The 23,146-nt window shown below is 70.3% G+C and carries 20 protein-coding genes, 1 pseudogene and 1 riboswitch; of the genes and pseudogenes, 6 read left to right on the forward strand and 15 right to left on the reverse strand.

All coding sequences use genetic code 11. The features are described 5' to 3' along the window. Positions 1–90 precede the first annotated feature (90 nt). Together DY245_RS24285 and DY245_RS24290 are read right to left on the reverse strand one after the other, a co-directional pair. Positions 91–594: an SRPBCC family protein gene (locus tag DY245_RS24285; RefSeq protein ID WP_128509354.1), complete on the reverse strand. Its 504-nt coding sequence runs from the start codon at positions 592–594 to the stop codon at positions 91–93. A gap of 278 nt (positions 595–872) precedes the next feature. Then, the gene (locus tag DY245_RS24290) at positions 873–1,649 is read right to left on the reverse strand and encodes a metallophosphoesterase family protein (RefSeq protein WP_128509355.1); all 777 of its coding nucleotides are present in this window, start codon (positions 1,647–1,649) and stop codon (positions 873–875) included. Between the two features lie 276 nt (positions 1,650–1,925). Between DY245_RS24290 and DY245_RS24295 the strand changes: the two genes are divergently transcribed. Next, positions 1,926–3,722 carry an AMP-dependent synthetase/ligase gene (locus DY245_RS24295; protein WP_128509356.1) on the forward strand — a complete coding sequence of 599 codons (1,797 nt, stop codon included), beginning with the start codon at positions 1,926–1,928 and terminating at the stop codon, positions 3,720–3,722. A gap of 129 nt (positions 3,723–3,851) precedes the next feature. Here the strand turns inward: DY245_RS24295 and DY245_RS24300 are convergent, their stop codons facing one another. Beyond that, complete coding sequence (locus DY245_RS24300; protein WP_128509357.1) at positions 3,852–4,994, reverse strand: glycosyltransferase family 4 protein; 1,143 nt, start codon at positions 4,992–4,994, stop codon at positions 3,852–3,854. A gap of 176 nt (positions 4,995–5,170) precedes the next feature. Here DY245_RS24300 and DY245_RS24305 point away from each other — a divergent pair, with 176 nt between their 5' ends. After that, complete coding sequence (locus DY245_RS24305) at positions 5,171–6,472, forward strand: glycosyltransferase 87 family protein (RefSeq protein ID WP_128509358.1); 1,302 nt, start codon at positions 5,171–5,173, stop codon at positions 6,470–6,472. Here the strand turns inward: DY245_RS24305 and DY245_RS24310 are convergent. The 5 genes from DY245_RS24310 to DY245_RS24330 form a co-directional block, all read right to left on the reverse strand. Then, positions 6,426–7,814 carry a hypothetical protein gene (locus DY245_RS24310; protein WP_128509359.1) on the reverse strand — a complete coding sequence of 463 codons (1,389 nt, stop codon included), beginning with the start codon at positions 7,812–7,814 and terminating at the stop codon, positions 6,426–6,428. The two genes, DY245_RS24305 and DY245_RS24310, sit on opposite strands and share 47 nt — an antisense overlap. A gap of 51 nt (positions 7,815–7,865) precedes the next feature. Beyond that, a complete protein-coding gene (locus DY245_RS24315) occupies positions 7,866–8,909 on the reverse strand; it encodes a C40 family peptidase (protein WP_128509360.1) in 1,044 nt (347 codons plus the stop codon). Between the two features lie 270 nt (positions 8,910–9,179). Next, positions 9,180–10,208, reverse strand: coding sequence for a C40 family peptidase (locus DY245_RS24320; protein WP_128509361.1), 1,029 nt, complete (start codon positions 10,206–10,208; stop codon positions 9,180–9,182). 304 nt (positions 10,209–10,512) lie between these two features. Beyond that, positions 10,513–11,886: an NYN domain-containing protein gene (locus DY245_RS24325; RefSeq protein ID WP_128509362.1), complete on the reverse strand. Its 1,374-nt coding sequence runs from the start codon at positions 11,884–11,886 to the stop codon at positions 10,513–10,515. 18 nt (positions 11,887–11,904) lie between these two features. Next, entirely contained in the window at positions 11,905–12,144 is a 240-nt protein-coding gene (locus DY245_RS24330; RefSeq protein WP_128509371.1) for a hypothetical protein, read from the reverse strand. A 283-nt stretch (positions 12,145–12,427) separates the two neighbouring features. Between DY245_RS24330 and DY245_RS24335 the strand changes: the two genes are divergently transcribed. From DY245_RS24335 to DY245_RS46680, 3 genes and pseudogenes are all read left to right on the forward strand, one after another. Then, complete coding sequence (locus DY245_RS24335) at positions 12,428–13,108, forward strand: rhomboid family intramembrane serine protease (protein WP_128509363.1); 681 nt, start codon at positions 12,428–12,430, stop codon at positions 13,106–13,108. Further along, on the forward strand, positions 13,105–13,336 hold a 232-nt coding region (locus DY245_RS24340; protein ID WP_425329436.1), incomplete at its 3' end, for an Lrp/AsnC family transcriptional regulator. The genes DY245_RS24335 and DY245_RS24340, both read left to right, overlap by 4 nt. Position 13,337: 1 nt before the next feature. Then, positions 13,338–13,430 (forward strand): annotated as a pseudogene (locus DY245_RS46680) (Lrp/AsnC family transcriptional regulator); the annotation flags it as partial. A gap of 472 nt (positions 13,431–13,902) precedes the next feature. Here DY245_RS46680 and DY245_RS24345 read toward each other — a convergent pair. The 6 genes from DY245_RS24345 to ctaE all read right to left on the reverse strand — a co-directional run bounded on the left by DY245_RS24345 (position 13,903) and on the right by ctaE (position 21,075). Continuing rightward, a complete protein-coding gene (locus DY245_RS24345; RefSeq protein ID WP_128509364.1) occupies positions 13,903–15,279 on the reverse strand; it encodes an aminotransferase class V-fold PLP-dependent enzyme in 1,377 nt (458 codons plus the stop codon). A gap of 179 nt (positions 15,280–15,458) precedes the next feature. Further along, positions 15,459–15,576, reverse strand: a riboswitch (SAM riboswitch). Between the two features lie 91 nt (positions 15,577–15,667). Continuing rightward, positions 15,668–16,732 (reverse strand): anthranilate phosphoribosyltransferase, encoded by a 1,065-nt coding sequence (trpD, locus tag DY245_RS24350; protein ID WP_128509365.1) that lies wholly within the window; start codon positions 16,730–16,732, stop codon positions 15,668–15,670. A gap of 140 nt (positions 16,733–16,872) precedes the next feature. Then, positions 16,873–18,510: a cytochrome bc1 complex cytochrome b subunit gene (gene qcrB / locus DY245_RS24355; protein ID WP_128509366.1), complete on the reverse strand. Its 1,638-nt coding sequence runs from the start codon at positions 18,508–18,510 to the stop codon at positions 16,873–16,875. After that, positions 18,507–19,571 (reverse strand): cytochrome bc1 complex Rieske iron-sulfur subunit, encoded by a 1,065-nt coding sequence (qcrA, locus tag DY245_RS24360; protein ID WP_128509367.1) that lies wholly within the window; start codon positions 19,569–19,571, stop codon positions 18,507–18,509. The genes qcrB and qcrA overlap by 4 nt, the downstream gene beginning before the upstream one ends. Continuing rightward, the gene (gene qcrC, locus DY245_RS24365; RefSeq protein ID WP_128509368.1) at positions 19,568–20,377 is read right to left on the reverse strand and encodes a cytochrome bc1 complex diheme cytochrome c subunit; all 810 of its coding nucleotides are present in this window, start codon (positions 20,375–20,377) and stop codon (positions 19,568–19,570) included. The genes qcrA and qcrC overlap by 4 nt, the downstream gene beginning before the upstream one ends. A 77-nt stretch (positions 20,378–20,454) precedes the next feature. Further along, positions 20,455–21,075 (reverse strand): aa3-type cytochrome oxidase subunit III, encoded by a 621-nt coding sequence (ctaE, locus tag DY245_RS24370; RefSeq protein ID WP_128509369.1) that lies wholly within the window; start codon positions 21,073–21,075, stop codon positions 20,455–20,457. 263 nt (positions 21,076–21,338) lie between these two features. Between ctaE and DY245_RS24375 the strand changes: the two genes are divergently transcribed. Further along, on the forward strand, positions 21,339–21,740 hold the full coding sequence (locus tag DY245_RS24375; RefSeq protein WP_128509370.1) for a DNA-binding transcriptional response regulator: 402 nt from the start codon (positions 21,339–21,341) through the stop codon (positions 21,738–21,740). Between the two features lie 19 nt (positions 21,741–21,759). On the opposite strand, the gene DY245_RS24380 is transcribed toward DY245_RS24375, so the two are convergent. Then, on the reverse strand, positions 21,760–23,034 hold the full coding sequence (locus DY245_RS24380) for a L,D-transpeptidase (protein WP_244943230.1): 1,275 nt from the start codon (positions 23,032–23,034) through the stop codon (positions 21,760–21,762). Between the last annotated feature and the right edge of the window lie 112 nt (positions 23,035–23,146).

Consider the following 23,146-nt stretch of genomic DNA (forward strand, 5'->3'; position numbering starts at 1 on the left):
CGCCCCGCCGGGCGCCGGCCAGGGCGGTCGCGGCGGCGAGCGTGGTGCGGCCCGCGCCGCCGGGCCCCGTGACAAGGACGATGCGCACGCTCAGAGCTTCTTGGCCTCGTCGGCGGACCGGGCCTCGTCGGCGGGCCCGGCAGCCTGGTCGGCGGGACCGCTCTCGACGCGCTTCTTCAGCCCGGCCAGCGCACGGTCGATGATGACCTTCTCGGCCTTGCGCTTGATCATCCCGAGCATCGGGATCTTGACGTCGACGGTGAGCTGGTACGTCACCTCGGTGCTGGCGCCGTTGTTCAGCGCGGCGAGACGGTAGGAGCCGTCGAGGGCTCGCAGCATCTGGGACTTGACCAGGGACCAGCTGACCTCGTTGGCACCGGTCCAGGTGTAGGCGAGGGTGTGGTCGTCCTTGATCGCGCCGGCGTCCAGCAGCAGGCGCACCTGCGCCGCGCGGCCCTCGTCGTCCTTGGCGAGCACCTCTGCCTCTTTGACCTCGCCGGTCCACTCCGGATAGCGGTCAAAGTCGGCGATCACTCCCATCACTTCGGCGGGTGCCGCCTCGATCGTGATGCTCGAGCTGGTGTGTTCGGCCATCGCCGTGACTCCTCCATGCCGATTCATGCCGGTCCGCCGACTCTTCCCCAAGCTCTCAGCTCCGTTCGAGCAGGGGAGACCCACTGCGCGGTGTCTCTGCTGCCAAGAGCCCGTCGTCGAGCCCGGCCGGGATTCGACGACAGGCTCTGAGGCTACCGCGCGGGGGAACGGAGGCGGACACCAGCGGGCCCGCCACGACCGGGCGCACACCCCTCGGACCGCCGGCCACCAGGCGCGCCACCCCTGCCGTTCCGGCGCTCCGCCCCGCCCGTTCCGGCTCACCACTTCAGAACGTACGGCGTCCCCGTGGCATTGAAGTGGCCGACATTGACGCATTCCGTGCCCCCGATCCGGACCCGGCGGGCGAGCGGCTGGTGCACATGACCGAAGAGGGAGTAGCGCGGCCGGGTGGTGCGGATGGCGTGCAGCAGCGCCGCACTGCCGCGCTCGAAGCGGCGGGCGACGGTGTCGTAGCAGAGCTCGGGCACGTCCGGCGGGATGTGGGTGCACAGCACGTCGACCTCGCCGACCGCCTCGATCTTGGCGGCGTACTCCTCGTCGCTGATCTCGTAGGGGGTGCGCATGGGTGTGGACAATCCGCCGCCGACGAAGCCGAAGACCCGGCCGCCGATCTCCACCCGCTGTCCGTCCAGGACGGTGGTGCCGGGCCCGGCGTACTCGGGCCACAGGCGCGGTATGTCGACGTTGCCGTAGGTGGCGTACGTGGGTGTCGGGAAGGCCGCGAAGAGTTCGGCGTACTGCCTGCGGACCGCGCCCTCGATGACGGACTCGCGGCTCACGCCCGTGCCGTCCAGCTCTCCCCACAGCCTGCGGCCGAGCTCGCGGGCCTCCTCGAAGCGCCGTGCGGTGCGGAGTTCGACCAGCGCGCCGGCGTTCGCTGCGCCGAAGAGGTCGGGGAAGATGCCGCGCGAGTGGTCGGCATAATCGAGGAAGAGGACCAGGTCACCGAGGCAGACCAGGGCGTCGGCGCCGGTCCCGGCCGCCGCGAGGTCCCGGCTGTTGCCGTGTACGTCACTGACCACATGCACGCGCATGGCGTCACCCTAGATCGCGCGAGCGCGCGCGGGGAGTGCCCCCGGTCGGGCTGGGGTTACTTTCGGGTCACCGACCCGCTGGTCTAGTCTGCGCGGGACAGTCCCCATGGCGTATCTCCAAGCGTGTGACGCATCGAACATCTGGGCGTGACCCCCTATCCCAACCGCAATACCCATGGGTAACGTCCGGGCAGTCCAATCCCCCTTGCATGATCATGGACCGCCGCCGGTGTACACACAGCGTCGTGGCGCCGGCGCTTTTGAGGAGCAGCAGTCTTGCGCGAGTTCAGCCTTCCGGCCCTGTACGAGGTCCCCGCGGACGGCAATCTGACGGATCTTATCCGCCGAAATGCCGCGCAGCACCCGGATGTTGCCGTCATGGGACGCAAGGTGAACGGCGAGTGGCAGGACGTCACCGCCACCACCTTCCTCGCCGAGGTCCGCGCCGCCGCCAAGGGCCTGATCGCTTCCGGAATCCAGCCCGGTGACCGGGTCGGCCTGATGTCGCGCACCCGCTACGAGTGGACGCTGCTGGACTTCGCCATCTGGAGCGCCGGCGCGATCACCGTCCCCGTGTACGAGACCAGTTCCGCCGAGCAGATCCAGTGGATACTCGGCGACTCCGGCGCGGTGGCCTGCCTGGTGGAGACCCCCGGCCACGAGGCGGCCGTCGAATCGGTCCGCGACCGGCTGCCCGACCTGGCGAACATCTGGCAGATCGAGCGGGACGCCATCGCCCGGCTGCGGGCCGCCGGCGCCGGCCTCACCGACGACGAGGTGGACGCGCGCAGCGCGCTCGCCGACGCGGACTCGCCGGCCACCATCGTCTACACCTCCGGCACCACCGGCCGCCCCAAGGGCTGTGTGCTCAGCCACCGCAGCTTCTTCGCCGAGTGCGGCAATATCGTCGAGCGGCTGCGCCCGCTGTTCCGCACCGGTGACTCCTCGGTCCTGCTCTTCCTCCCCATCGCCCATGTCTTCGGCCGCCTGGTGCAGGTCGCCTCCGTGATGGCCCCCATCAAGCTGGGCCACGCCCCCGACATCAAGCACCTCACCGACGACCTCGCCTCCTTCCGGCCGACGCTGATCCTGGGCGTGCCCCGGGTCTTCGAGAAGGTCTACAACTCGGCGCGGGCCAAGGCCCAGGCCGACGGCAAGGGCAAGATCTTCGACAAGGCCGCGGAGACCGCGATCGCGTACAGCCGCGCGCTGGACACCGCGGACGGCCCGGCGCTCGGCCTGAAGCTGAAGTACAAGGTCTTCGACCGGCTGGTCTACGGCAAGCTGCGGGCCGTCCTCGGCGGCCGCGCCACCCACGCCATCTCCGGCGGCGCCCCGCTCGGTGAACGCCTCGGCCACTTCTACCGCGGCATCGGCTTCACCGCCCTGGAGGGCTACGGCCTGTCGGAGTCCTGCGCGGCCACCGCCTTCAACCCCTGGGACCGTCAGAAGATCGGCACCGTCGGCCAGCCGCTGCCGGGCTCCGTGGTGCGTATCGCCGACGACGGCGAGGTGCTGCTGCACGGCGAGCACCTCTTCACCGAGTACTGGAACAACCCCACGGCCACCAAAGAGGCCCTGTCCGACGGCTGGTTCCACACCGGCGACCTCGGCACCCTCGACGAGGACGGCTACCTCGCCATCACCGGCCGCAAGAAGGAAATACTGGTCACCGCGGGCGGCAAGAACGTCGCCCCCGCCGTGATCGAGGACCGCATCCGGGCGCACGCCCTGATCGCCGAATGCATGGTCGTCGGCGACGGCCGGCCCTTCATCGGCGCGCTGGTCACCCTCGACGAGGAGTTCCTCCCCCGCTGGGCCGAGGAGCACGGCCACCCCGCCGACGTGAAGCCGGCCGAGATCGCCGACGACCCCGAGCTGCTGGCCGCCGTCCAACGCGCCGTCGACGACGGCAACGCGGCCGTCTCCAAGGCCGAGTCGGTCCGCAAGTTCCGCATCCTGCCGGCCCAGTTCACCGAGGAGTCGGGCCATGTCACGCCGTCGCTGAAGCTGAAGCGGAATGTCGTGGCGAAGGACTTCGCCGAGGAGATCGAGGCGCTGTACCGGGCCTAGGACGGGTCCGATGGTTGACCGGATGCGGGTGTCCGGTCGGCCGGGCACCGTCGAGATCCGCCGTCGTGGCCGAGCGCCGCGGCGGCGGATCTTTTTGTGGCGGGCCGCCGTTGAGGGCCGGCCTGCCGCTTACAGCAGCTCCTTGAGGCGCTCCGCCAGCAGGTCCCAGCGCCATTTCTCCTCGACCCAGGCGCGGCCGCGTTCGCCCATGGTGCGGCGCAGGACGGGGTCCTTGAGGAGGGTGATGATGCGTTCGGCGGTGGGGGTCGGGGAGCCGCCGGGGACGACCCAGCCGGTTTCGCCGTTCAGGACCGCGTCGGGGGCGCCGCCCGAGTCGCCCGCCACGACGGGGAGCCCGGTCGCCGAGGCTTCCAGGTAGACGATGCCGAGGCCCTCGACGTCGAGCCCGCCGCGGCGGGTGCGGCACGGCATCGCGAAGACATCACCGGCGCCGAAGTGGGCGGGCAGTTCCTCCCAGGGGACCGCCCCGGTGAAGCGCACCGCGTCCCCGACGCCCTTCTCCAGGGCCAGCGCGTGCAGCTCCTTCTCGTACGGGCCGCCGCCGACGATCAGCAGCACTGCGTCGGGCACCGCGGACACGATGGCGGGCATCGCCTCGATGAGGGTGTCCTGCCCCTTGCGCGGTACGAGCCGTGAGACACACACCACGACCGGCCGGCCGGCGAGCCCGAGCCTGGCCCGTACGGCGTCGCCGCCGGAGCCCGGGTGGAAGGTCTTCTCGTCGACGCCGGGCGGGAGTTGGACCATCCGTGCGGCGGCTTCGGGAGTGAGTGCGTCCGCGATCCGCGAGCGGGTGTACTCGCCGAGGTAGGTGAGGGTGTCCGTGCCCTCGCCGATGCGGCGCAGAAGTTGGCGGGCGGCCGGCAGCTGTGCCCAGCCCGCCTCATGGCCGTGTGTGGTCGCCACGATGCGGCGGGCGCCGGCCGAGCGGAGCGCGGGCGCCATCAGCCCGAGCGGCGCGGCGGCGCCGAACCATACGGACGAGCAGCCGTGTTCGCGCAGCAGCCCGGTGGCCCGCCGGGTCACCCTCGGAGTGGGCAGCAGCATCGTCGTACGGTCCCGGACGACCGGGAAGGGCTGCTCGGCGTCGAACGCCGCGGTGGCCGCGAGACCTTCCTTGCCGCGCTTCCAGGTCGAGGCGTAGACGACGACCTGGGAGGGGTCCAGACGCAGCGCCATGCTGTGCAGAAAGGCCTGGATACCGCCGGGCCGGGGCGGGAAGTCGTTCGTGACGATCAAGGTCTTGTGCACGATGGTCTCTCGACGGTCGGTCCGAGCGGTCGGTCTCGGCGGTTCGGGCCCGACAGTACCGGTCGCGGGCCGGCCGGCGGCGGCCCGCCCCGCCACGCCCGTCCCTCCTCTACGGTCGTGACCAGCCCCTACCGGCATCATGTCGGCAGGCGCGGCCGACGAGCGACGAGGTGACGATGACCAGCATCAGCAGAGCGCGCGGGGCGGGTCTCCCGGTCGCGGTGTGGGCCGTGACCCGGGCCGTGGTCCTGCTGTGCGTCCTGAGAGTGCTGGTGCTGCCGGGACCGGATGTCACCACCGATGTCTCGGTGATCTACCAGGGCTGGTTCGAGGTCCTGAAGACCGGCACCTTCCCGCTGGACGATGTGACCTGGCAGTACCCGCCGGCCGCCGCGCTCGCCGTGCTCGCCCCGGGTCTGCTGCCCCTCGACTACGCGCCGGCGTTCTACGCCCTGGTCCTGGCCGCGGACGCGGCGGCGCTCGCGCTCTTCCTGCGTGCCGGCCGGCGCCTGGGCCATCGCCCGGCCGGGGCGTGGGTGTGGATCGTGGGCGTCGCGCTGCTGGGCCCGACCGCGTACGCCCGCTACGACCTGCTGGTCACCGCGGTCGCCGCCGCCGCGCTGTTCGCCGCGGTCCGCCGGCCGCGGGTGGCGGGCGCGCTGGTCGCGTTCGGTGCGCTGCTGAAGGTCTGGCCCGCGCTGCTGCTCACCGGGGCGGCGCTCCGTGGCCGCCGGGCGGGCGCCCTGTGGCGCAGCGCCGCCGGCAGCGCGGCCGGGCTGACCCTGTTCTTCGTGGCCGCCGCACCGGGCGCGCTGGCCTTCCTCACCTTCCAGCGCGACCGCGGTACGGAGATCGAGTCGCTCGGCGCGTTGGTCTTCCATGTCGCCCGCCACTACGGGTGGAGCGGCCAGGTGCTGCTGAACTACGGCTCGGTGGAGTTCCTCGGACCGGGGGTCCCGCTCGTCAGCACCCTCGCGCTCGCGCTGAGCGTCGCCGCGCTGGGCTGGCTGGTCCTGTGGCGGGTGCACGCCCGGGAGCGCACGCCCGCGACGCTGTGCGACGCCGCCTTCACCGCGACCCTGCTGTTCACCACCACCAGCCGGGTGATCAGCCCGCAGTACATGCTCTGGCTGGTGGGGCTGGCCGCGGTGTGCATGACCGTACGCGGCAGCCGGCAGGCGCCGGCGGCGGTGCTGGTCCTGCTCGCCACCGGGGTCACGCTGCTGGAGTTCCCGGTCGGGTTCGCGCATGTGGTGGCGAGCGATCTGCGGGGCATCGCGCTGCTGGCGCTGCGCAACGGGCTGCTGGTCGCCGCGTCGCTGCTCGCCTGCCGCCGGCTGTGGACCTCGACGCGCGGGCCCGTACGCGGGCTCCCCGGGTCCGTCGAGCTGATCGCCGCGCGGTCGGCGGCGGGCGATACGGCTGCCCCTCTCACCGCTCCAACAGCTGCTTCACATAAGCCCGCCACCGACGGGTGAACTCCTCCAGGCCGACGCCCAGTTGGGTCCGCATCGCGCGGTCCGTGCGGTCGGCGCGGGACGGCGGGCGGTCCGGGTGGTGCCGGCCGGGGGACCCCGCCCGGGCGGTGCCGTGGGGCGCCGCCGTCCCCTGCACGGCCTCCATGGGCGCGCCCGTGTTCCCGGCCGAGGCCGGTATCCCGCTCTTGCCCGCCGCCCGGTAGAACGCGATCAGCTTGGCCTCGCCCCACTTGTCGGCGATCATCCGGCAGGCCAGCCAGCTGCCCTCGTACGCCTTCGCCAGCCGGTCGGCGCCGGCCTTGAAGCCGAAGTCGGCGTCGGTCGGGAGGCGGGCGGGGAGCTTGCCCTTGGCGAGCGCGCGCGTGAGTTCGGGGGCGGCGGTGGCGGGCTTGCGACGGGTACCGCGGTAGGCGACCCAGTCGGCGAAGCCCTCGGAGAGCCACAGGGGGGTGGCCGCGGTGGTGACCGTACGGGTGGCGACATGCGTGGTCTCGTGGGTGAGGACCACCTTGCGGCCGAGGTCGTTGAGCTCCTCGTACGCATCGGGGTTGACGATCACGCGGTCCGCGGGCGCGCTCGTCGTCGCGCCGGCCTCGCCGGTGGTCACCGCCGCGATCCCGGCATAGCCGGACGGGTCGTCGCTGCCCATCAGCTGTGCCATCCGCTCGACCGAGTCGGGCGCCTCCACCACCACCTTCTGCGCCCACTTCCCCTTCCAGGCGTCGGAGACCGCGGGCACCGCCTGGTCCACCCGGCGCGCCAGGTCCCGCAGCCGCGCCGGATGCCCGGCGCCGCCGAGGACCAGGCTGTACCGGCCGCGGACCAGCCGTACCGGACCCTGGTCCCACAGCTGGCGGGTGCCGATCCTGCCGACCGCCGTGCCGTCGGTGTCCGAGGAGATCAGCCAGCGGCCGTCGCGCTCGGTGAGCGTGAGGTACTGGACGGCGTTGACCGGCGCGGTGTCATAGCCCTTGAGGCGGTAGCGCAGCCGTACCTTCGCGGCCAGCTGTTCGCCGCCGTCGGGGAGCGGGAAGGCGTCGGTCGAGTCGAGGTCGTAGTTCCAGTCGGCGAGCGGGACACCGGCCAGGTGGGCGAACATGGCGCGCTGGCTGTTGCGGTAGCCGGTGGCGCGGGGGTCGACGGCGGCCAGGAAGCCCGTCTCGTCCCGCTGCCGGACGGCCTGGGCACGGGCGTCGAGCATGCGCTGGACGTCCGGGAAACGGGCCGACGGCGAGGGCGCGGGCCCGCAGCCGGCCACGGGGGCGAGCAGCACGAGGAGCAGCGCGCCGCAGCCCGCCGCCCGGGCACGCGACGGCGCCCGTCTCGCCCACTGGTCTGACATGCGGACGATCGTAGATCCGGCCCGGCCGGGGCAAAAACGCTGGGATCCGCCTCAGGGCCTGGTGACGGCCGAGATCGGCATCATCGCGACCGGGTCATAGCGCACCCGCGCGCCGGGATAGGGCGCGTGGACCACGTGGCCGTTGCCGACGTACATCCCGACATGGCTGGCGTCCGAGCGGTAGATGACCAGGTCACCGGGTTGTGCCTGGCTGAGCGGGACCTGCCGGCCGGCGCCGCGCTGGGCCTGCGACGTACGGGGCAGCCAGACGCCGGCCCGGCCGTAGGCCCATTGGGTGAGTCCGGAGCAGTCGAAGGCGGAGGGTCCGCTGCTTCCCCAGGCGTACGGGGAGCCGACGGCGGCGCGCACCGCGGCGACGGCCGCGGCGGCCCGCCCGGAGGCCGGTACGGCGCCGGCCAGGTCGGGGGCCACCTCGCCGCGTCCGTCGCTCCTGGAGGCCCGGGCGTAGGCCTCCCTGGCGTCCCTGGGGAGCGCGTTCAGCAGCCGCTGCGCGGCGGCCAGCTTGCGCTGGACGTCCTTCTTGCGGCGGGCGACGTCCTTGCGGCCGGCCTCCAGCTCCGCCAGCTTGCGTACGGTCTCCCGGCGCTGCTGTTCCAGGGACCGCTGCGCCGCCCGCAGTTCGCGCAGCCGGCCGGCCTGCGCATTGCCGAGCCGGTCGAGCGCGGAGGCCTTCTCCAGGTAGCTGTCGGGCCGCTCGGTGAGCATCAGCCTGAGGGTGGGGTCCAGCCCGCCGTCGCGGTACTGGGCGGCGGCCAGCGCGCCGAGCCGGCCGCGCATCCGGTTGACCCGCTCCTGGGCGCGGGCGGTGCGGTCCTGGAGGGTCGCCACCTCGTCGCGCAGCTCCTTGGCCCGGGCGTCGGCGCCGTCGTACTTCTCGGTGGCCCGCTCCGCCTGTTCGTAAAGCTTGTCGACCTGTGCGGTCGCCGCTTCGCGGCCGGCGGCCGGGTGTTTCGCGGGGTCGGCGGAGGCCGGCTGTGCCGACAGCGCGGCGGCGGTCGCCAGGGCGGCCGACAGAACGGTGACCCCGGCGAGGGTGGCCTGGCCGTACTGCGAGGTACGGCGGTGGGACGCCACGAGAGCCGCACTCCTTTCGATGGGGGTCTCCCCTGTTCGAGCGCAGCCGAGAACTATGGGGGAAGACCCTGCCGCCCTGGAGGGCGTCGGTGACCGGATGCTGCGAGGGCAGACAGTAACGGCGCCGGTCCACACCGAACAAAGACCACTTTTCGTGCGCAAAAAGCCGCCCCGCCGGTGACTGTGCAGGTCACCGGCGGGGCGGCAGGTCAGCGGCGAGGGCCGCAGTTCGCCCGAACGGGCGGCAGGCTGAGAGTGTTGTGAGGCTTTTCAGACCCGCACGCCGAACGCGAACGGCATGTTGCCGATCGCCTCGTAGCGCACGGAGGCGCCGGGCTTCGGCGCGTGCAGCACCTGGCCGTTGCCGGCGTAGAGGCCGATGTGGTGCAGGTCGCTGTAGAAGAGCACCAGGTCGCCGGGCTTGAGGGCGCTCTCCGAGCCGATCCGGGTACCGGCGTTGGCCTGTGCCTGCGAGGTACGCGGCAGCGACTGGCCGGCCTGCTGGTAGGCCCAGGAGGTCAGACCCGAGCAGTCGAAGGACGACGGGCCGGTGGCGCCCCAGACGTAGGGCGAACCTATCTTGGTCTGGGCGGCCTGCAGGGCGGCCGCACCGCGCTGCGAAGCGGGCACGTCATCGCCGAGGTTGACCCGCTCGTTGCTGCGGTTGGCGCGGTCCTCCTTGGCCTGCATGGCCGCCCGCTCCTTGGCGGTCAGGGTGTTGAGCAGCTCCTGCGCCTTGGCGAGCTTGCCCTTGATCTCGTCCTTCTTGTCACCGAGCGCCTTACGGGTCTCGGAGAGGTCCTTGATCTTGCTCGCGGCCTCCTCGCGCTCCTGGGCGAGCCGGCGCTGCTTGTCCGCGATGGTCTTCAGCTGCTCGGCCTGCTTACCGCTCAACTGGTCGAGCGTGGCGGCCTTTTCGAGGTAGGTGTCCGGGTCGCCGGAGAGGAACAGCTGGACCGAGGGGTCGATGCTGCCGCTGCGGTACTGGCCGGAGGCGACGGCACCCAGGCCCTTGCGGAGCTGGTTGAGCTCGCCCTGACCGCGGGCGACCTTGTCCTGGAGGTCGTCGACCTCCTTCTGGAGCTTGTCCTGCTGCTCCTTGGCCCCGTTGTACTTCTCGGTGGCCTGCTCGGCCTGCTCGTAGAGCTTGTCGACCTCGGACTTGACGTCCTTCTTCGACTGCTGGTGGGGGTCGGCCTGGGCGACCTGGGACGAGAGGGCTACGGCCGCCGCGGCGGTGGCGGTGAGCACGGTCACGCGGGTACGGCTCGGCTGCTTGGGTCGACGGTGGGACGCCACGGGGGCGAGCTCCTTCTTCCTTCAGCCGCCTACCGGGAAGTGGGGGGGGTAAGACCCCGGCTCCGCGTGAACGCCGCGGACTCGGCGGTACCTTCACTGTTCATCCCGGTTGGATGATCACCTGTATGAAGGTTCGGACTGACCTTAGTAACCGAGCTGTGATCGCTTCAAATCCTCACGGGAAAAATCTGCGCCACAAACCCCATCCTTTACCAACATCACACAGGCAGTAAGCATCAATTGACGCTCAGATACGGATGGCAAGCGACTTCCCGGGCTCCGGGGGCTCTCGGGGCGCGTTCCGTCAGGTGCGGGCAAGTCGTTTGAGGAGCAAGGCCGATGCGACCGGCCGCGCCCCGGCCTTGGCGACACCGTCGGCCACTTCCCGGTCGGTGGAGACCACGACGACCGGACGGCCGGGCGGTTCGGCCCTTACCAGCTGACGAATCAACTCATCAGCCGTTACGCCCGGTTTGCTGAAAAGGACCCGGACTCCGCGCGGCGGCGCGAGCAGCACCGGCGCCGCCAGCTCCGCGCCGTCGAAGACACAGGTCATCTCCGCGCCGGTCTGCGCCGCCAGCACCGCGAGACCGCCCAGCAGCCGCAGCCGCTGCTTGTCGAGCGGCATGGTCGGATAGCCGGTTTTGGTGACGTTGTAGCCATCCACCACCAAATGTGCCTGAGGCAGCGCCAGAAGCTGGTCGAGCAGCGCCGGGTCCGTCTCCGACAGCGCCCGCGTGGCAATGTCCTTGGGCGTCATCCGGCCCGGGGCGACCGCCTCGACGGTGTCCGCCGGGTGGACGTTGGCGGGCGGCAGGGCCAGCTCGCGGCGCAGCCCCTGGGCCGCGTCCAGGACCGTGTCCAACAGCAGCCGCAGCCGCATGTCCTCGACGCTGCGCCCCTCGCGGGCGGCTCGCCGGCTGGTCTCCAGCACTGCCTCGGCCTCGGCGATCCGGGCTTTGAGCCGGCGCAGTTCGCTGTCCGCCGCGGTCTTCTCGATGGCCGCCCGGTCCCGCGCCTCGGTCAGCGCGGCCTCGGCCTTGCGCACCGCCGCCTCACCGCGCTTGACGTCGCTCAGCGCGCTGCGCAGCTTGCGCCGCAGTGATTCGTTCTCCTTGCGGACGGCGTCCAGATCCGTCCTGATGCGTTCGGTGTCCGCACGGGCCTCGCCGCGTGCCTGCGCCAGCTCCTCGCGCAGCCCGGCCAGCTCCCGCTCGGCCTCCTCGCCGGCCCGCTCGGCCCGCGCCCGCTGGGCCTCCTCGCCGGCCGCCGCGACGAGCTTGACCCAGCCGTCCGGGCGCAGCACATAGGCAGCCGCGGCGACATCGAGCGGATCGGCCGCGGCGGGCGGGTTGCCGTGGTCCAGGGCCTCGGCCAGCTCCGGCTGGGCCTCGCGCAGCTTGGCCGCGATCCGCTGCCGGAAGACCGCATCGCTCTCCAGCGCCGCGGCCATCGCGTTTCCGGCGAACTTCGCCCGACGAGTCGGGGTGAACCGGGCGTACTGCCGCAGCGGTGACGGGAGTTCGGCGACCGTCAGCGCGCCGAACGACTCCGCGGTGAGCGCCACGACCCGGCGCCGTACGCCCTCGGGCAGCGGTCGGTCGAGCACTTCGTCCGCCGCACCCTCGGGTGCGTCGTCACGCTGGGCCCCCGGCTCCCCTTCTGGACGGTCCACCACGGCTGCATCGCTCCGATCTCAGGCGCTCGCGCCCGGACGGTCCACCAGCTCGATCTGGTCGACCGCGTTGCACCAGCGGCAGCGCACGGACTCGATGCTCTCACTGAGAACCTCGCGCTCCTCCACCTTCGGGTCCCCGGCCAGGTCCAGGTGGACGTACTCGACGACCTTGGACTGACGGGTCACATCGAAACGCGTGAGGTTGCCGCACAGCGTGCAACGCCACCGGGTTTCGGCCGTCGGCAGGGGAACAGCCATCGTGTCGTCCTCTTTCGTGCTCATCGATCTCGTGCTGTCGTGCGGTTCACGCGGTGCGCCGTCGGACTGCGGGAGTTCGCAAGGTTATGCCTGCAACCCTACGGCCTGATGGGGGGCCGGTGCGGGCCCTGCCCAGGAGCCGGTACGCGGCGAGGCACTCTGTCCCGATTGCCCCCCATTGAGCCATGATCGCTTTATGACGGCGCCGTCTACTCCTCCTCGTCTGCCCGGTCTCACCCGTCCCGCGCACCCCGTCCGCTCCCTCAAAGCGCTCTTTTCACGGATGACGAATGTCCTGATCTGCCTGTGCTGCGCGGTCTTCGTGATCGGACCCGCCTCCGGCCTGAACCGGATGTACGGGAGCGGCGACGCCCTGTTGAAGGCCCAGACCGCGTATTTCAAGCGGTGGGGCGTGATCCCGCTGGATCTGTGGAGCGGCTCGGCGCGGGCGCTGCTCACCCCGCTCACCGCGCTGTTCGTCCACGGCAGCTGGCTGCATCTGCTCGGCAACATGCTGTTTCTGTACGTCTTCGGCGCGATGGCCGAGGCGCGGATGGGCCGGCTGCCGTTCGCCGCCTTTTACCTCATCATCGGCTACCTGGCACTGCTCGGCTACGCGGCCGCACACGCCGGCTCGGGCCAGACGCTGGTGGGCGCCTCCGGCTCGATCTCCGGCGTACTGGGCGCCTTCCTCTACCTCTTCCCCAAGGCCCGGGTCACCAGCGTCTTCCCGTTCCTGTTCTTCCTGCCGCTGCGCTTTCCCGCCTGGATCGTGCTGTTGTTCTGGTTCTTCCTGCAGTGGCAGGCCGCGCAGGACGACCCCCACGGCCCCGGTGTCGCCTACCTCGCGCATGTGGTCGGCTTCGCGCTCGGCTTCCTCTACGCATGGGTCCGCTACGGGAGGGATAGTGTGGGGGCCACCAGGGAGAATGTCCGGGCGACCGAGGGAGAGAGCCAGCCGTGATCACGTCGATCGTGCTCATCAAGACCAGCGTGGACCAGATCCCGGAGATCGCCGAGAAGATCGCCGCACTGGACGGCGTCAGCGAGGTCTACTCGGTCACCGGCGCCCACGACCTGATCGCCATGGTGCGGGTCGCCGCCCACGACGACCTCGCGGAGGTCATCCCCGGCCGGATCAGCAAGGTGCCGGGCGTCGCCTCCACGGAGACGCATATCGCCTTCCGTACGTNCCGGGCGTCGCCTCCACGGAGACGCATATCGCCTTCCGTACGTACTCCCAGCACGACCTCGAAGCGGCCTTCGCGATCGGGCTCGACGCGTAGCCCGTTTTCCCCACGTTGCCGGCCGTCCCGCCGTACCTCTTCTCTCCGTTGCTCCCCCACTGCCTGAAGGGCGTGGGAGGTACCCCCACGCGGCGGGCTGTGTCCGCTGCGCGGGGCTGTTCAGCTGCGGGACCGGCCCTCCGGACTCCGTCCTGCGGCCCGCCCCCTCCCGTGGGTGGGTGGGAATACGTGGGCGGGGGCGGGCGTGGTGCCGTCAACTGGCCGCAGTGGCCCCCTCCGCACACCCCCACCGGCCTTCTTCCATCCCACTCACGGGAGGGGACGGGCCGCAGGGGCAGGGTGTCCGGACGTAAAGCGAAGCAGTCCGGACACCCTGCCCCGGAGGGCCGTCACCGCACCCGACAACCCACGCCCGCCGCGTGGGGGTACCTCCCACGCCCTTTAGGCAGTGGGGGAGCAACGGTGAACCAGCACCACGGCGGGAAGCCGAAAACGTGGGGGTACGCCCACGTCAGGCAGACGTGTCGGGCACGCAACGCCCGTCCTCGGTGCGGTAGTTCCAGCGCGCGCCGTCCGCCACCAGCTCCTTGACCGCCCGCACGAACCGCTCGACATGCTCGTCGGGGGTGCCGGCGCCGAAGCTGACCCGGATGGCGTTGAGGGAACGCTCCCCGGGCGCCGCCTCCGGGGCACCGCACTCCCCCGGCTCCTGCGGCTCGCTGCCCAGCAGGGTCCGTACGAGCGGGTGCGCGCAGAACAGCCCGTCACGCACCCCGATGCCGTACTCGGCGGACAGCGCGGCCGCGAAGTGCGAGCTGTTCCAGCCCTCGACGACGAAGGAGAGCACGCCCACCCGCGGGGCGTCGTCGCCGAAGAGCGAGAGCACCTTCACCTCGGGCACCTCGGCCAGGCCCTCGCGGACACGGGCGATCAGCTCCTGCTCGCGGGCGACCAGACCGTCGAAGCCGGCCTCGGTCAGCGCCTGGCAGGCGGAGGCGATGGCATAGGCGCCGATGACGTTCGGCGAACCGGCCTCGTGCCGGGCCGCGGTGGTGTGCCACTCGACGTCCACGCCGCCGTCCGTACGGCGGGAGACCTTACGGCTGGCGCCGCCGCCCGCCAGGTACGGCTCGGCGGCCTGCAGCCAGTCGGCGCGGCCGGCCAGCACACCGGCGCCGAACGGCGCGTACAGCTTGTGCCCCGAGAAGGCGACCCAGTCGACGTCGAGCTCCGCGATGTCGACGGGGTGGTGCGGGGCGAGCTGCGCCGCGTCCAGCACGATCCGCGCGCCGTGCGCATGCGCGGCAGCCGCCAGCTCCCGCACCGGCCACAGCTCACCGGTCACATTCGACGCACCGGTCACACACACCAGCGCCGGCCCGTAAGGCTCTCGCCCGGCCAGCGCTTTCTCCAGCGTGTCCACCGCCTGCTGCGGGGTGCGCGGCGCGTTCAGATACGTCACCGCGGTGTCCGGGCGCTGCTCCCACGGCAGCAGCGAGGCGTGGTGCTCGGTCTCGAAGACGAACACCCGGGTGTTCTGCGGGAGTACGGCGGCGAGCAGGTTGAGCGAGTCGGTGGTGGAGCGGGTGAAGACCACCTGGTCCTCGTCGCGGCAGCCGAGGAACTCGGCAATCGTCCTACGGCTGTTCTCGAAGAGGTCGGTGGACAGCTGCGAGAGGTAGCCGGCGCCGCGGTGCACGCTGCCGTAGTACGGGGCGTAGGCGGCCACGTCGTCCCAGACCCGCTGCAGCGCCGGCGCGCTGGCGGCGTAGTCCAGCGCGGCGTAGTCGACCTCGCCGCCGGTCACGAGCGGGACCAGGACATCCCGGCCGAGAACCGGCAGCGGGGCACAAACGGAACGGTCGGCGGCAACGGCGGAAACAGACATGGCGAACTCCCGTGAGAGATAAGCGAATTCGCTGCGGACGGGCGCGTCAGGGTGCGTCACAGCGCACGGCGGAGCGCCGCAGCGTAAAGAGAAAAAGGGTGCGGAAAAGGGGCCGTCGGCCCTATCGCATTCGCTGATTCACGGAAGTTCTCCCTCGAGGACCAGGATCCCTGGCGAGGGATCCGCGCTTGCCGCAGACCTCGCTGCCTGCGGCCTGGTCATCACCCGGGGCACCCCGCCACGGAAGGAGGGTTGCCGGACAGCGGGCCGGGGCCTATGTCGCTGTCACTCGTGACCTGCGCAGCATCATGCCACACGATCAACAACGCACAAGCCCCGGTCCGTATGACGGACCGGGGCTTGCGTCACACTCTGCGTCACCGGACGCTCATGCGTTGCTGGCGGCCACCCAGCGCTCCAGCACCCGCTTGGCCGCCCCGGAGTCGATCGAGGCGGCGGCCTTGTCGATACCGGCCCGGATCTGCTCCGCCAGCGGGGCGTCGGCCGGCTCCAGCGCGACCAGCGCCGCCGCGGAGTTCAGCAGCACCGCCTCACGCACCGGCCCGGTCTCCCCGTCCAGCAGCCGGCGGGCCACATCCGCGTTGTACGAGGCGTCCGCACCGCGCAGCGCCTCCACCGGCACCAGCGGAATCCCGACGTCCCGCGGGTCGAAGGCCTCCTCGCGCACCGTGCCGTCCCGCACGATCCACACCCGGGAGGTCGCGGTCGTGGTCAGCTCGTCCAGACCGTCGTCGCCGCGGAACACCAGCGCCGAGGAGCCGCGCTCGGCGAGCACCCCGGCCAGGATCGGCGCCATCCGGGCGTCCGCGACGCCGGTCGCCTGGGCGCGGACCTTCGCGGGGTTGGTCAGCGGGCCCAGCACATTGAACGTGGTGCGGATGCCGAGCTGGCCGCGGGCATTGGCGACATGGCGCAGCGCGGGGTGGAACTTCACCGCGAAGCAGAAGGTGATGCCCGCTTCCTCGGCGACCTCGGCGACCCGCCGCGGGGTGAGATCGAGATTGACGCCGAGCTTCTCCAGTACGTCGGAGGCGCCGCTGGCCGAGGACGCCGCGCGGTTGCCGTGCTTGACGACCTTCGCGCCGGTGCCGGCCACCACGATCGAGGACATCGTGGAGATATTGACGGTCTTGGCGCCGTCGCCGCCGGTGCCGACGATGTCGACGCTCGGCCCCGGCACCTCGATCAGCCGGGCGTGCGCGTACATCGTGCGGACGAGTCCGGAGATCTCCGCGACGGTCTCGCCCTTGGCCCGCAGCGCCACCGCGAACCCGGCGATCTGGGCGTCGCTGGCCTCGCCCCGCATGATCTTGTCCATCGCCCAGGCGGTGTCGTCCGCGGCGAGGTCACGGCCGTCGAGCAGGGCGTTCAGGATGCCCGGCCAGGTGTGGGCCGCCACGCTGTCGCCGCCAACCGGGGTCACAACGTTCATGGTCCACGCTCCTGGTTCGTCTCCTGCTTATGCCGTCACCCTATCGAGCCGCCGGGTATGCCGGAGGGCCCCGTCCGATCGTCGGACGGGGCCCTCTGGGTGGCGTACTACCTACGGTGCGCTACGAGGCGCCGAGGTGATCAGTGGTGGCCGTGGCCGCTGGTGATCTCCTGGTACTCCTCGACCGTGGGCTTGGCGATGACGTTGTCCTCGCCGTAGAAGGACTTCGAGAGCTTGGCGCGCAGCTTCTGCGAGCGCGACAGCTTGCGCTCGACGCCGTTCTCGTCGACCTCCGGGCCCAGTTCGAGCGGCTCGGGCTGCTCGTGCTGCGTGAGGACGTGCAGCTGCTCCTGGCTGAGCGGCTCGTGGACCTCGATGAACTCACCGTGCGGCAGGCGCTTGATGATGCCGGACTCGCGTCCGTGCAGCACCTTGTCCTTGTCGCGCCGCTGCAGACCCATGCAGATCCGCTTGGTGGCGATGAAGGCCAGCACCGGAAGGACGAAGAATCCGATCCGGACGAACCAGGTGAGCGAGTTGAGCGACAGGTGGAAGTGCGTCGCCCACAGGTCGTTACCGCCACCGATCAGCATCACGAAGTACGCGACCAGCCAGGCCACACCGAAGCCGGTGCGGGTCGGGACGTTGCGCGGACGGTCCAGGATGTGGTGCTCGCGCTTGTCACCGCGGACCCAGGACTCGACGAACGGGTAGACCGCGATGGCGACCAGGACCAGCGGGAAGACGAGGATCGGGATCAGCACACCGAAGTTGATGGTGTGACCCCAGAAGTTCCACTCCCAGCCCGGCATGACACGGACGAGGCCCTCGGCGAAGCCCATGTACCAGTCCGGCTGCGCACCAGTGGAGACCTGGTCCGGCCGGTACGGCCCTATGGCCCACACGGGGTTGATGCTGGCGATCGCGGCGATCACCGAGATCACACCGAAGACCAGGAAGAAGAAGCCTCCGGCCTTGGCCATGTAGACCGGCAGCAGCGGCATACCCACGACGTTGTTGTTGGTCTTGCCGGCACCCGGGAACTGGGTGTGCTTGTGGTAGAAGACCAGGATCAGGTGCGCCACCAGCAGGCCGAGCATGATGCCCGGCAGCAGCAGCACGTGCACCGTGAAGAACCTCGGGATGATGTCGTGCCCCGGGAACTCCCCGCCGAAGATGAAGAACTGCAGGTACGAACCGACCAGCGGCATCGCCAGGATGACGCCCTCGATGAACCGCACACCGGTACCGGAGAGCAGGTCGTCGGGGAGCGAGTAGCCGGTGAAGCCGGTGAACATGCCCAGCACGAACAGCAGGAAGCCGAACAGCCAGTTGACCTCGCGCGGCTTGCGGAAGGCGCCGGTGAAGAACACCCGCATCATGTGGACCATCATCGCGGCCAGGAAGACCAGCGCGGCCCAGTGGTGGATCTGCCTTATAAGGAGACCGCCCCGGACGTCGAAGCTGATGTTCAGCGTCGACTCGAAGGCCTGCGTCATCCGGATCCCCTGCATGGGCACATAGGAACCGTGATAGGTCACCTCGGCCATGCTCGGGTGGAAGAACAGCGTCAGATAGACACCGGTCAGGATGATGATGATGAAGCTGTAGAGCGCGACCTCACCCAGCATGAAGGACCAGTGGTCCGGGAAGATCTTGCGCATATTGGACTTGGCGAGGCTGTAGATGCCCAGCCGGCCGTCCGCCCAGTCGGCGATCCGCTCGCCCCGTGGCGCCTGGCCACGGCGCGTGGTGGTCGCGCTCGTCTCGTTACTCATCCGCGCTCCCAGAAGCTCGGGCCGACGGGCTCCTCGAAGCCGCTTGCGGCCTCCAGGAAGCCGTCCTTCTCCGTGATGTGCAGCTGCGGCAGGGCGTGTCCGGCCGGACCGAAGATCACCCGACCGCCGTCAGAGAGGTCGAACGTCGACTGGTGGCAGGGGCAGAGCACGTGGTGCGTCTGCTGCTCGTACAGGCTGATCGGGCAACCCACGTGGGTGCAGATCTTCGAGTACGCCACGATGCCCTCGTGCGACCAGGAGAGTTCGTGCTTGTCCTTGATGTTCTGCGGCTGAATCCGCACGAGCATCAGGGCGTCCTTGGCGATCTTCTCCGCGAACTCCTCGTCGTCCTCCTCCAGCCCCTCGGGCTTGGCGAACGTCAGGGAGCCGACCGCGATGTCCTCGGGACGCAGCGGGAGGTTGGTGGACTGGTTGACGAGCCGGACGCCCTTCTTCCAGTTCGTCGTGCGCAGCTTCGTACCGGGCAGCGGACCGAGGTCGCGCAGCAGCACCACGCCGGAGAGCGGCACCAGGGCCAGCGCACCGAACATCGTGTTGCGGATCAGCTTGCGGCGGCCGAACTGCGACTCCTTCGCACCTGCTGCGAAGTCCGCCAGAACCTTGGCCTTGACCTCGGGCGGAGCCTGGATCGGGTGCCGCTCGTCGGCGACCTCCTCGTCCGACATCAGCGTGCGGGCCCAGTGGACCGCGCCGGCGCCGATGCAGAAGAGCGCCGCACCGAGCGTCAGACCCAGCGCGAAGTTCAGACCGCTGATGTAGCCGAGCGGCCAGATGTAGACGATCTTGTCGATCGGGATGGCCACGTACGCGGCGATGAAGCCGACCGTGGCGATCATGGACACCAGGAAGAGGAGGGCGACGGTGCGCTCGGAGCGCCTGGCGGCCCGCTCGTCGATGTCCTGGGCGCGGTGCTCGTGGGCCGGCAGGCCCGGGTCGGCGAACGGGTTGTCCGCCTTGGTCACCACGCCTTCGTGAGCCGTCTCCCGCTCACTGGGCAGAATTTCTTCTGGCACGTCTTCGTGTCGTCCAGTCTCGCTCATGACTTCTTGGCCTTCGTAGTCCGGGCTGCGACCCAGATGGCGACCGCGACCAGCGCGCCCAGGCCGAAGATGTAGCCGAAGAGACCCTCACTGACCGGACCGAGACCGCCGAGGTCGAGGCCGCCGGGGCTCTCGGATTCATCGCCGTTGACGGCGCCGAGGTACGCGATGATGTCCTTCTTGTTCTGCTTGCTCAGCGAGCCGTCACCGAAGGAGGGCATGTTCTGCGGGCCGGTTTCCATGGCCTCGTAGATGTGCTTCGGGTCCACGCCCTCGAGCGTCGGCGCGTACTTGCCGTTGGTGAGGGCACCGCCCTTACCGGTGAAGTTGTGGCACTGCGCGCAGTTGGTGCGGAACAGTTCGCCGCCCTTGCCGATGTCGGCACCGTCCGAGCTGTACTGCGACTTCTCGGGCACGGTGGGACCGGCGCCCAGCGACGCGACATAGGCCGCGAGCTGGTCGATCTGGGCGTTGGTGTAGATGTTCTTCTTCCGCGGCACCTGGGCGCCGGGCTGCTGGGCCGGCATACGGCCGGTGCCCACCTGGAAGTCCACGGCTGCGGCGCCGACGCCGACCAGGCTGGGGCCGTCGGTGGTGCCCTGACCGCCGGTGCCGTGGCAGCTGGCGCAGCCCACGGCGAAGAGCTTCTTGCCCTCCTTGATGGCAAGAGACTGGGCGGTGTCATCGGCCTGAGCCTTGTCCGCCGGCGCGAACGCGGCGTACAGCCCCCCAGTGACCGCCAGCGCGAAGAGTAGGACGACGAGCGCCGCCAGCGGATGGCGCCGTCGTGCGGAGAGCTTTTTCACGGATTACCCCGGTGTCAGGATCTTCTGCGTCGATGCTTTGGCTATGTCTGTCTGATATGCGGGTCGGTCGGGACCGGTTACCGGATCAGGTAGATCGTGGCGAAGAGGCCGATCCAGACGACATCGACGAAGTGCCAGTAGTAGGACACGACGATGGCCGCGGTGGCCTGCGTGTGGGTGAACCTCTTGGCCGCGTACGTCCTGCCCAGGACCAGCAGGAAGGCGATCAGACCGCCCGTCACATGCAGTCCGTGGAAGCCGGTGGTCAGGTAGAACACCGAGCCGTACGGGCCGGACGAGAGCGACAGGCCCTCGTGCTTGACCAGCTCCGTGTACTCGAAGACCTGACCGCCGATGAAGATCGCACCCATGATGAAGGTGACCACGAACCACGCGCGGAGCTTCTTGACATCGCCGCGCTCGGCGGCGAAAACGCCGAGCTGGCAGGTCAGCGAGCTGAGCACCAGGATCGTGGTGTTGGTCGCGGAGAACGGAAGATTCAGCGCATCGGCGGATTCCTTCCAATACGCGGATCCGGTCACCGATCGAAGGGTGAAGTACATCGCGAAGAGGGCCGCGAAGAACATCAGCTCGGAACTCAGCCAGATGATGGTTCCGACGCTGGTGAGGTTCGGCCGATTGACCGACGGGTGCGCGTGCCCGGTTTCTACTGTCGTTGCTGTCGCCACGACCGACATTATGTCGGTCGCTTATCCCGCCCTCACTCCGGGGGGTGCCGTTCGGTGTGTCAAGGACGTATGCCCTGCTCGTACGGCCCAATTTCACCGTCGCCCGAAGGGAGGACGCCCGGCGTGGACCGGCCTCCTCCGGCGCCGCCGGGGCCGGTCCTGACGGCCCGTCGGGCAGATCTTGGATCCGCTCAACCCCTCCTGCGGGCGCCCCCCGTGGGAGTAGCATCCGCCCCACCCGATGCTGTGCCGCTACGAAGCGTGGAGGAACGATGCAGGCGACTGCCACGGTGCTGGTCTACAGCGACAACGCCAACACCCGCGAGCAGGTCCGGATGGCGGCCGGACGGCGCCCCGCCGCCGATGTCCCGCAGATCGAGATCCTGGAGTGTGCCACCGCACCGGCCGTCCTGGAGGCCCTGGAGCAGGGCGGCATCGACGTCTGTGTGCTGGACGGCGAGACCGCGCCCGCGGGCGGGATGGGTGTCTGCCGGCAGATCAAGGACGAGATCTTCCGGTGCCCGCCGGTGCTGCTGCTGATCGGCCGCCCGCAGGACGCCTGGCTGGCCACCTGGAGCCGGGCGGACGCCGCGGTGACCCATCCGCTGGACCCGGTGGCCTTCGCCGACGCCCTGGCCGGCCTGCTGCGCCGAAAGCACCTCGTACAGGCCTGAGCGGCCTGCTGAGAGCCCCTCAGAGCCCCGGGCGCAGCCGGGCGTCGTCGGCGGCGCTCTGCTCGCGCTCGGCCGCTCCTGTGGTGGTGGAGGCCTTGCTCTTCAGTGCGCTGCCGGCGCGCCATTCCTGCCAGGGCATGTTCCAGTCGCCGAAGCCGTTGTCGAAGGGCGTCATGGTGTCGCCGCCGCTGTTGACGACCTTGACGATGTCGCCGACCCGCACGGTGTTGAAGAACCACTGGGCGTTGCTCGTGGACATGCCCGTACAGCCGTGGCTGACGTTCGCCGCGCCCTGTGATCCGACGGACCAGGGTGCGGCGTGCACATATTCACCGCTCCAGGTCACCCGGGTGGCCCAGTAGACCGGCAGGTCGTAGGCCTCCGAACTCCCGGCGGCGATGCCGACGGTCGAACTGCGCATCCGTACGAAGCTCTCCTTGCCGAGCACGACCTTGACGCCGTTACGGGTGGAGAAGCCGGGTTTGCCGGTGGTGACGGGGATGGTGTTGATCGTCTCGCCGTTGCGCTTCACCGTCATCTGGTGCGCCGACGCGTCGGTGACGGCCTCCACACGGTCGCCGGTGGTGAGCTTCACGGGCTTGGACGGGCCGCCGTAGAGCCCCTTGGCGATCTTCAGGCCGGTCAGGTTGCTGTGCACCGAGATGGTGGCGTGGGCGGGCCAGTACGTCTTGGGGCGGAAGTGCAGCTTCTTGTCGTCCACCCAGTGCCAGGCGCCCTCGACGCGCGGCATGGAGTCGACCTTCAGGGCGCTCTCCACGATGGCCCGCGCCTTGACGTCCTTGATCGGCCGGCTCAGCTCGGCGGTGACCGGCTGGCCGACGCCGTACTCGCCGCTCTCCGGGCCGAAGGCGGCGGTCAACTGGCCGTCGGCATCCGTGGTGTGGACCACGAGCGTCTTGCGGCCGGGAGAACCGTCCTCCTCCTCGGTGCTCACCCGCACCGTGTAGCGGGTGCCAGCGGCCAGTGGCACGGTGGTACGCCAGTGCCTGCCGTCGGCGCTCAGTTCGCCGCGGACGAAGCGGCCGGTGGAATCGGTGGCGGTCACGTCCGTGATCCGCGCCTCATCGCCCTTGACGGAGACCTCAAGCGGCTTGTCGGGGTCCGCTTTCTGCTTTCCGTCGGGGGTGTTGGCCGTGATCTGGTCGCCCGCGTCGTAGGGGTTGGCGGAGAGCTGATCCGACGCCGAGCCCCCGCACGCGGCAGCGCTCACCGCGAGGGGCACGAGCAGGAGGCCGCAGCTCAGCACCGTCCGGGTTCGAGGTCTGTGACTCATGACCCAAAAATATGAAGAATCACCTGTCTCAGCGCGCTGGAGGACTGCAAACGGGTCTGCCCCGGACCCCCAAACGGGGCGGGCCCGGACACCTGTTGAGGTGTCCGGGCCC

It is taken from the genome of Streptomyces inhibens (genome assembly GCF_003389455.1).
In the GTDB taxonomy this organism is placed as follows: Bacteria; Actinomycetota; Actinomycetes; order Streptomycetales; family Streptomycetaceae; genus Streptomyces; species Streptomyces inhibens.

Excerpts from the sequence above, each read along its gene's own strand:
- DY245_RS24285 (WP_128509354.1), bottom strand. The coding sequence starts at position 594 with ATGGCCGAACACACCAGCTCGAGCATCACGATCGAGGCGGCACCCGCC.
- DY245_RS24290 (WP_128509355.1), bottom strand. The coding sequence starts at position 1,649 with ATGCGCGTGCATGTGGTCAGTGACGTACACGGCAACAGCCGGGACCTC.
- DY245_RS24305 (WP_128509358.1), top strand. The coding sequence starts at position 5,171 with ATGACCAGCATCAGCAGAGCGCGCGGGGCGGGTCTCCCGGTCGCGGTG.
- DY245_RS24310 (WP_128509359.1), bottom strand. The coding sequence starts at position 7,814 with ATGTCAGACCAGTGGGCGAGACGGGCGCCGTCGCGTGCCCGGGCGGCG.
- DY245_RS24330 (WP_128509371.1), bottom strand. The coding sequence starts at position 12,144 with ATGGCTGTTCCCCTGCCGACGGCCGAAACCCGGTGGCGTTGCACGCTG.
- DY245_RS24335 (WP_128509363.1), top strand. The coding sequence starts at position 12,428 with ATGACGAATGTCCTGATCTGCCTGTGCTGCGCGGTCTTCGTGATCGGA.
- DY245_RS24345 (WP_128509364.1), bottom strand. The coding sequence starts at position 15,279 with ATGTCTGTTTCCGCCGTTGCCGCCGACCGTTCCGTTTGTGCCCCGCTG.
- trpD (WP_128509365.1), bottom strand. The coding sequence starts at position 16,732 with ATGAACGTTGTGACCCCGGTTGGCGGCGACAGCGTGGCGGCCCACACC.
- qcrB (WP_128509366.1), bottom strand. The coding sequence starts at position 18,510 with ATGAGTAACGAGACGAGCGCGACCACCACGCGCCGTGGCCAGGCGCCA.
- qcrA (WP_128509367.1), bottom strand. The coding sequence starts at position 19,571 with ATGAGCGAGACTGGACGACACGAAGACGTGCCAGAAGAAATTCTGCCC.
- ctaE (WP_128509369.1), bottom strand. The coding sequence starts at position 21,075 with ATGTCGGTCGTGGCGACAGCAACGACAGTAGAAACCGGGCACGCGCAC.
- DY245_RS24375 (WP_128509370.1), top strand. The coding sequence starts at position 21,339 with ATGCAGGCGACTGCCACGGTGCTGGTCTACAGCGACAACGCCAACACC.
- DY245_RS24380 (WP_244943230.1), bottom strand. The coding sequence starts at position 23,034 with ATGAGTCACAGACCTCGAACCCGGACGGTGCTGAGCTGCGGCCTCCTG.